This is a genomic window from Paenisporosarcina sp. P4_D4, assembly GCF_056401835.1.
In genome coordinates this window covers 1-5951 of sequence record NZ_JBFUIO010000116.1, presented here as the reverse complement: position 1 = coordinate 5951, position 5951 = coordinate 1, and the positions used below count along the sequence as shown (strand labels likewise).

Genomic DNA, 5951 nt, shown 5'->3' with positions numbered 1-5951 from the left:
CTTTATGTACCATACGGTCGGTTTCATGCAACAAACGCTTCAGTTCATCTAAATTGGTTCGAGCCCGGTTTTCATCAATACGTAAATTTTTCAGGCTATTAGAGAAACGATCTTGCTCTTCATATAAGCTTTCCAAATCAGTCGAAATCAGTGTAAGTTCATCCTGAAGGCTTGAATAAGCTAATTGATCTTCACTTGCTCGTTGTGCAAGTAAATCATAACGTTTTTGCAAGGTTTCGATTTGCTTCAGACAAACAAGAGGAATTTCTGCTTCTTTCTCTGGTAAACGATAACTTTGTTGAACATATGCAGCTTCATCACTTGTTTGACGTGTAATGGACGTAACTTCAGCCAATCGACGCTCAGTAGGGTGACGATGTTTATCAACATAACGTTTTGCCATTACTTCTTTTTCCAGCATGTCATAGAACGCTTCAATTTCATCCTTCATTTGCTCAATACGAATTTTCGCGTCTTCAATCTCAAGCTGAATGATTGATTCTTTCATTAGTACCAATTCTTCATCCAATTTGTCCAATTGATCCGTCATTTCAAGATGCTCTAAATAATAGGATTGTTCTTCCATTTCACGTTGTCCACTACGGAGATCATGAATACTTGAGGGAATCTTGTTTTGTACGTCTGTTAACAGCGAAGGAATATCTTGCAATAAGTTAAATACATGCTGGGCTTCCTGATCAAGTCCAATGACAATTTCACGTGCTTGCAAATAATTGCCGTTTTCAGTTAGTCGATCATATTCTTCAAATTGAGGACCGAATTGCTCCAATTTCTTCTCAAGTGGTACAGCCGCCGCTCCGAAAGAATGTTGATGCGCGAGTAAAGTTTTACGCGCTGCACGATATTGCTCTTTCAAGCTATCCATTTCCACTCGGTTTTTCTCTTCGCTTCCAATCAGTTGCTCAAGCTCTTTTAAAATTCGGGACATTTGTTCATCACTTTGCTGAATACGTTCTTGAATTTCTTTTTCTATCGCTGTAGCACGTTTGAAACGGAATTTATCAATACTATCTTCAGCATCAAACAGCAATGAATCGATTTTCGGCATATGGACATCCATAACTTGCGTCCAACTGTTTCGCCAGCTTTCAAACAGTTCTTCCGTTTGACCATTCATATTCAGCTGCTTAACTTTCGTCATTTCTTCTAATATTGGTTTGTTTTGAATTTGATGTTTTTCATGTTCAAGTCTTTCAATTTCACTGTTATGTTTACKACGGATCATAAATCCGACTACAATTAATGCAATTAGTACGATGATTGCAATGATGATATACTTAGTCATCGTAAGCCCCCTGTTCCAAAATCACGGTCTATGCCAGTTTATATATGTAATACTACCATGAAACAATCGTTAATGTTGCCGAAAATCGAAGAATTTTGCCGAAATTATGTAAAATGTCCGATTTACACGTTGGAGGTGCCTATATTAATGAAAAGAGATGCGCATATTCACAGTCCTTTTTGCCCCCATGGAACAAAAGATGAATTTGAATTATATATAGAAAAAGCGATAAAGAACGGCTTTACCGACATCTCATTCACAGAACATGCACCTGCTCCTGAAGGATTTATTGATACGGTCCCTACTAGGGATAGTTTCCTGGATGTAAACTCACTTGAACCTTATATAAACAAACTGCGCCAATTAAAAAAACAATACGCTTCCGATATCTCGATCAACATTGGTTTGGAGTTCGATTATATTGAAGGATACGAAAAAGCAACTGCCCGGATGCTCAATGAAATTGGTCCTACCTTAGATGATTCTATTTTATCTGTCCATTTCCTGCTTTTTGAAAATAAATATACTTGTATAGATTTCTCGGCAGAATCATTAATTGATTTTGCAGGGCAAGTAGGTTCAATTGAAAAAGTCTATGAGCTTTATTACAAAACTCTCCAGTCCTCCATACTAGCTGATTTAGGAAAATATAAACCGAAACGAATTGGCCATCCGACATTAATTCATAAGTTCCAACTTGCTCATGGATTCAAAGTCGATGACCATGATTTCATTATGTCGACATTACAATTAATGAAAGAACATCGTTATGAAATGGACCTCAACAGTGCAGGACTGGCTAAAGAATTTTGTTTGGAACCCTATCCCCCACAACGTTACGTAACAACTGCAAAAAATATGGGAATTCCTCTTGTGTTCGGGTCCGATGCACACAGGGTCCAAGATTTGCATCAATATTATGAGAAAGTTTATACTGATTCGTAAGTTTCTAATTTTAAGAGGTGATTTCATGTTTGAGAAAGCAGCATATGCAGGAAATACAGAACAACAATACAACATGTTAGGAAAACAACTTGACGCTTTACTAAGCGGAGAGTCGAATGTCATGGCTAATTTAAGCAATGCTTCTGCATTACTGAACCAATTTTTCGATCGAATCAATTGGGTTGGGTTTTATATGATGGATGAAGGAGAGCTTGTTTTAGGACCTTTCCAAGGTTTGCCTGCTTGTGTCAGAATTCCTGTTGGTCGAGGAGTTTGTGGAACGACAGTTGCAAAGAAAGAAACGATGGTTGTACCTGATGTACACGCTTTTCCAGGACATATCGCTTGTGACGCGGCTTCCCAATCAGAAATTGTAATACCAATGATTAAAAATGGTGAAGTAATTGGTGTTTTAGACATCGACAGTCCGGAAAAAGATCGATTCCATGAGGAAGATCGCCAAGGACTTGAACAGTTTGTTTCTATATTAATGAAACACATTTAAAAGGACGAGGTTAACCCGTTCAGTTATCTGGTACAAAATCTAAATTAAACATACAAAAAGAGCCCAAATTCGCATATGAATGGGCTTTTTTAAAACACCTAAATTCAGGCTTTGTTAATGATTAATACTTACTATATTCACCGTTTTAGCACTTGTTTTAGCAGACTCACAATTTTGATTGTTTATTTGGTAATATGTACGCTAAAAGTGTTGCTAAATGTCTGCTAATTGCTTGAATGGAAATATAAAAAAAGAAAGTAAATGTAAATACCGAACGCAAAAACATCCAGTCAAAAAGGCTGAGTGCTCGCACCTAATATTTATAAGTCTTATAAACTAAAGCACCCGTTAGTTGARTAAGAAAACTAAACRAACAATTGCTCCAGTAASCCWATAAACARGATTGATAWTATWACAGTTGSTATTGAAATTAATATCTTATTTYSCAACCTAATATTCTCGAATCGTCTATATATCTTATTTACTACTCGGTAAACGATTATTGCGATAAATAAACTTATACATATTGCTATTAAATCAACAGAAGTAAATGGTTTACCTAAGTATTTATCTTGGTAAAAGCTGATAACAAAAATGGATGAAAATAGAATGAATTGATAAATACAAAAGCTAACATAATTCAAAGGTGGTTACTCCTATTCGATATCTATTAATGTATCCTTTATAGGATATTTCTACATTTAGTATATAACATCAGGTTTTTTCCTCATGCCCTTATTAAACTAAACTGCCTTGTTAGTCATATGAAATAGAGCTGCTTAAGTAGCCGGATGATCTTCAACTAAAGCACCCGTTAGTTCAATAAGAAGGAGTCGCCAATACAACTCCTTAGTTAAATTAAAACGAGCACTCATTTGCATATTTTAAGGAAGCCAATCATGACAATTATTAGCTAATTGCTGCAAATCCTCTATAAATGTACTAGCGTGATATCCATCACAAACAGCATGATGCACTTGTAATGAAATAGGCAACAACGTTTTATCTTTCTTATTTAAATATTTTCCCCCTGTAATGATGGGTAATAAAAAGTCGCTATCATTATTTATATTTAGGTTAAAGCCAGTAAAACTAACCCAAGGAATACTAGATATAGGAAAAGAATTTTTGGGTTCATTATCTTTTGTAAAGAGACCTTTAACTTCAGCGTATTGCTTTATATCACTTTGATAGTTTTTATAAAAGACATTAAATTCATTAGAAAACTCCGTCCATATGCTTGAGAATGATTTATTATCACTGTGGAAGATTGTATAACTTGGAATCATTTTATCCCAATACCCTAGAACACCCTCGTCATTAAAGCAAGTTCTAAATTCTTCATGAGAATTTACTGTCTTGCTGATCATGTAAATAAAGGTAGGGTATAGCTTAATTCCCTTGGTACGAAGCTGTTCCAATAACGTTGTGATGTCTATATTTGCTGTTATGCTAAAGGTACACTTTAGATTTAAATAATGCTCGAAATACGGGTTTCTATCCCATTTTTCTTTATCAATTAAATTAAACTTCACTTGATTAGCCTCCTAAAATTGTGTTTTTTATTTTTAGGAGGCTAATCATCTGCTTTCATCAATCTCCTCACCTCTTAATAATTCTTTGTTTAAAATACTAAATCAAACACAGCACTTATTCCACTAACCTGCCCCGTTAGTTCAATAAGAAAATGAGCAATTTAAGCTGCTGCGTTAATTAAACAAGAAGGATATTATTTTTCTCCTAACTGCTTTAAAAGTTCAATAATTTCTTTATTTTTTTAATATTAACTTCTATGGATAGGCATGTAATAACTATCAAAATAACACCAATTGTTATAATAAACTCCATTCCACATCTCCCTTTCACTTTCCCACTCATCTTACATTAGAAAATCCAATATTTGGTGAACTAACCGGCCCTGTTTGTTCTATAAGTTCCACAGAATATGCGTTAATCCTTCTTTCTATAACCTTAACACCTAAACAAAAAATGCCTAAAGCCTTTATATATCAAGGGTTTTGGGCGTTACAAGAATGGTGGCTTATTTGCGTTAAAACGATACATGCGAAGCATACCTATAAATACCGAAAGCTAACGTCTTTTCTCAGACGTTAGCTTTTTTCTTTTTTCTTATTCAACTAAAGCACCCGTTAGTGCAATAAAAAACTATTCAAAAACTAGATACTCTCCATTCTCATTCTTGGCTAGAACTATTTTTGGAGTTCCTTCAACTGAATAAATTTCAATGCCTTCTTCTAAATAGTTTGATGTAAGTTCCTTTGTAGGGGGTACCTCTATCCCAACTTTAGCTTTAACAGTCCCTATAAGTTCCCCTGGTACAAGCCCTTGTTCATCAGCTGTTTCTCGTATTGTTTGTAATTCCTGTCCATTAACAAAGAGTAATGCTTTATATGAACCACTTGAGCTACTTTCTACATTCGTACCATTACTAGTAGTAGCTGTTGAACACCCTGTTATTAACAACATAATCGATAATAAAGATATATTTATTATTTTCATAATTAGTAATAATTAACTTCGGCTAACCTGCCTCTTCAGTTGAAGAAGAAAAAATGCTTTACTCCTTATTGAAGTAAAGCACCCGTTAGTTGAAGAAGAAATGTGATCGAAGAGTTTCCCTTCTCGTATTGCAACTATCCCAATGGTTTCCAATCTCTATCTTTTATGTCTGTATGATTTTAGCTATCCTCACTGCGTCTAAACTTTCCTTATCACAAGCTCTAAATTTCATGAAGTTTTGTTGGGCTTGTCTTAAAGAAACTTCATTCGCCCCTCCCTCAAAATCAGGATCTTGGAATTGTATATCATCATCTTCCCAATAACAAATCTCACATATCTCAAAAGTTCCAGGTGGTTCTTCTTCTAAAGTTTTATAGCCACAACATGGACAAGTAAATTCCATAAAAATTTCTCCTTTAAAGAACTGATATTTATTGTCTATTAAAATATTTGATTCCTGCTGAAGGTTTAAAAATCGATGGTTTTTTATTTATCCTTTTTTACTTTAAGTCGATTTACTTTAATTATTGTATTTCATGGACACCTAAAGAGATAAAATATCACTTAATAATAAATATGTATAAATTATATAACGCTCTGCCTTTTGTTTATTATTAAATAGATCCCTTTTAATTTTTTATTTTGGTAATTAAACTTGTTTTTACAATCCTACCC

5 protein-coding genes and 1 pseudogene are annotated in these 5951 nt (G+C 34.4%); 2 read left to right on the top strand and 4 right to left on the bottom strand.

Annotated elements, in window-relative coordinates; genetic code table 11:
- Positions 1-1306 (bottom strand): septation ring formation regulator EzrA (locus AC1DSL_RS15200; RefSeq protein ID WP_477532818.1); only part of this gene is annotated, 1306 nt, incomplete at its 3' end.
- 147 nt (positions 1307-1453) lie between these two features.
- Between AC1DSL_RS15200 and hisJ the strand changes: the two genes are divergently transcribed.
- Positions 1454-2251, top strand: a complete 798-nt coding sequence (hisJ, locus tag AC1DSL_RS15195; protein WP_477532817.1) for a histidinol-phosphatase HisJ — start codon at positions 1454-1456, stop codon at positions 2249-2251.
- A 25-nt stretch (positions 2252-2276) separates the two neighbouring features.
- Entirely contained in the window at positions 2277-2756 is a 480-nt protein-coding gene (locus tag AC1DSL_RS15190; protein ID WP_016426635.1) for a GAF domain-containing protein, read from the top strand.
- A gap of 884 nt (positions 2757-3640) precedes the next feature.
- On the opposite strand, the gene catA is transcribed toward AC1DSL_RS15190, so the two are convergent.
- The 3 genes and pseudogenes from catA to AC1DSL_RS15175 form a co-directional block, all read right to left on the bottom strand.
- Positions 3641-4291: a type A chloramphenicol O-acetyltransferase gene (gene catA / locus AC1DSL_RS15185; protein WP_477532816.1), complete on the bottom strand. Its 651-nt coding sequence runs from the start codon at positions 4289-4291 to the stop codon at positions 3641-3643.
- Positions 4292-4922: 631 nt separating this feature from the next.
- Positions 4923-5276 (bottom strand): hypothetical protein, encoded by a 354-nt coding sequence (locus AC1DSL_RS15180; protein ID WP_477532815.1) that lies wholly within the window; start codon positions 5274-5276, stop codon positions 4923-4925.
- Between the two features lie 134 nt (positions 5277-5410).
- Positions 5411-5679 (bottom strand): annotated as a pseudogene (locus AC1DSL_RS15175) (CPCC family cysteine-rich protein).
- Positions 5680-5951: the final 272 nt, after the last annotated feature.